General features: G+C 61.8%; 2 protein-coding genes. One reads left to right on the top strand and one right to left on the bottom strand.

The window, feature by feature from the left end:
* Positions 1-88 precede the first annotated feature (88 nt).
* Positions 89-1,918 (bottom strand): extracellular solute-binding protein, encoded by a 1,830-nt coding sequence (locus tag B4E36_RS19945; protein WP_345900738.1) that lies wholly within the window; start codon positions 1,916-1,918, stop codon positions 89-91.
* Between the two features lie 158 nt (positions 1,919-2,076).
* Here B4E36_RS19945 and B4E36_RS19940 point away from each other — a divergent pair.
* A partial coding sequence (locus B4E36_RS19940; RefSeq protein ID WP_345900737.1) for a penicillin-insensitive murein endopeptidase occupies positions 2,077-2,649 on the top strand: 573 nt, incomplete at its 3' end.

Genomic DNA, 2,649 nt, shown 5'->3' with positions numbered 1-2,649 from the left:
GACATCTCCCCCTCAAGGGGGGAGATTGTTTGGAGGTCTTGGATGTTCTTGCGCAAAAAATCCACTACGCCGCCGCCAAACCGCACCCTCATTCCGCCTCCGTCGACCACCAGCCGGCGGGGAAGTCGAGGCCGTATTCGGGGAATTCGCCGTGGGTGATCCTGTTCCAGTAGGCGATGCGGTAGTCGCGCGAATAGTAGAGCGGGATGATATAGTCATTGGCGAGCAGCACCCGGTCGAGCGCCTTGGTGGCGGCGACCAGCGTGTCGCGGTCATCGGCGAACACAATTTTCTGGATCAGCGCGTCGACGCCGGGGTCGGAAATGCCGGCATAGTTTTCCGAGCCCGGCTGGTCGGCCGATTGCGAACCCCAATAGTTGAACTGCTCGTTGCCCGGGCTCAGCGACTGCGCCCAGAGTTCCCAGATCATGTCATAGTCGAAGTCATTCACCCGGTTCTGGTATTGCGAGGTGTCGACAACGCGGACCGTCGCGTCGATGCCGAGCTTGCGCAGGTTTTCGACATAGGGCAACACGACGACCTGAAGGGTGGGATTATCAAGCAGGATTTCGAAGGCGAAGGGTTCGCCGGTCTCGCTGTTGACCAGCTTGCCGCCCTGTCTTTCAAATCCGGCCTCTCTCAGAAGCTCGAAAGCCTTTTGCAAGTTGGCGCGCGCCTCCTCCTGCGTGCCGCCCACCGGCAGCTTGTTGGCCTTGTTGAACACGTCCGGCGGCACAAGATCGCGCACGGAATCGAGGATCTGCAATTCCTCGCCCTTGGGCAGGCCGGATGAGGCCAGATCGGTTCCGAACCAGAAGGAATTGTCGCGCGCATAGGCGTCGCTCAACTGGTTCTTGTTGATCGTCTCGAAATCGAAGGCGTAGATCAGCGCCTCGCGCACCCGCTTGTCATCGAACGGCGCGCGGCGGTTGTTGGGCACCAGCGCCTGCATGATGCCGGCGGTGCGCAGCGGATTGGGCACCGCCTCGCGGGTGACGTCACCGTCCTTCACCGCCGGGAAATTATAGCCGGTCGCCCAGCGCTTGGCCCGGGTCTCGACCCAGAAATCGAAGGTGCCGGCGCGGAAGGCCTCGAAGGCGACGTCGAGATCGGCGAAGTAGAGATATTTCACCGTGCCGAAATTGTTGCGCCCGACGTTGACGTTGAGGTCCCTGCCCCAATAATCGTCGTTCAGGCGATAGGTGATCGACGAACCCGGATTGACGGTGTCGACCACATAGGGGCCCGAGCCCACAATCTTCTCCAGCGTGCTGGCCGAGATGTCGTGGACGACAGGGCCGTCCTCATCCTCGAACCAGTGCTTGGGCAGGACCAGAAGCTGACCGACGATCTGCGGCAGTTCGCGGTTTCCCGTCTCGTCGAAATGAAACGTCACCTCGCGCTCGCCGGTCGCTTCGGCGCTGGTCACATGGCGGTAGTAATTGGCATATTGGGCGTTCAGCTTCTTGAAGCTGTCGAAGGAGAACACGACATCTTCCGGCGTCACCGGCTCGCCGTCGGAGAATTTCGCTTGCGGATTCAGCCTGTAGGTGACCGAGGACAGGTCCTCGGGGTAGCGGAAAGCCTCGGCCAGAAGGCCGTACATCGCGTTGATCTCGTCCTGAGACGAGGTCATTAGCGTTTCGAACACCAGCCCAAGACCGATCGCCTTGTTGCCGCCATATGGCACGGGATTGAGCGAATCGAAGGTGCCGGTTGCCGAAAGCTTCAACTCGCCGCCCTTCGGCGCTTCCGGATTAGCGTAGTCGAAATGCGCGAAATCCTGCGCGTATTGCGGGCTCCCGGTCAGCGCCGTGGCATAATGCCAGTCGCCGCCGCCATTGTCCTCAGCCAGAACAGGGGGGGCTGAAAGCCCCGCGACGGCGATCACGATCGCCCGAGCAGCCTTTATCCACATGGTTTTTGCCTTCTGCGTGCTTGCTTTTCTCGTTTCCGCAACAAGAATAAGCAAATATCGGCATGGGTGCACAAGTGGCCATTTCGCGAAAACATGGTGGCAGCGGGTTTTGCGCCTGTCGTTTCGGCCAGAACGCGCGGCATGGAGGGAGTAACAGCATGCGGTGGATCAAAGCCCTGTCCGCGGTCCTCGCCCTTGCGATGACGGCATCTTCCGCCGTTGCCGAGGATTTCCCGCCGCCCGCCAAGGTACTGTTTGCGTCGGAAACCGCGCCGACCGCCGGCAAGCCGCAATCGATCGGCTTTTATTCCAAGGGCTGCCTCGCCGGGGCCGAGGCGCTGCCGATCGACGGGCCGACATGGCAGGCGATGCGGCTCTCGCGCAACCGCCGCTTCGGCCACCCCGATACCATCGCGCTGATCAAGAAACTGTCGCGCGAGGCCGCGCAATATGATGGCTGGCCGGGGCTGCTGGTCGGCGACATCTCCCAGCCGCGCGGTGGACCGATGCTCTCCGGCCATGCCTCGCATCAGGTGGGGCTCGACGCCGATATCTGGCTGAACCCGATGCCCGACCGGCAACTGACGCTGCGCGAGCGGGAAGACATCTCCGCTCAATCCGTGCTGAAGAACGACGGCACGCTGTTCGTCGATCCGGAGAAATTCACCCCGGCCCACGAGCGGCTGATCATGCGGGCGGCGAGCTATCCGGAGGTGCAGCGCATCTTCGTC

Origin of the sequence: Martelella sp. UBA3392, assembly GCF_002358775.1 — a bacterium.
GTDB lineage: Bacteria > Pseudomonadota > Alphaproteobacteria > Rhizobiales > Rhizobiaceae > Martelella > Martelella mediterranea.
The sequence above is the reverse complement of the archived record's forward strand: the minus strand, read 5'-3'. Positions and strand labels throughout refer to the sequence as shown.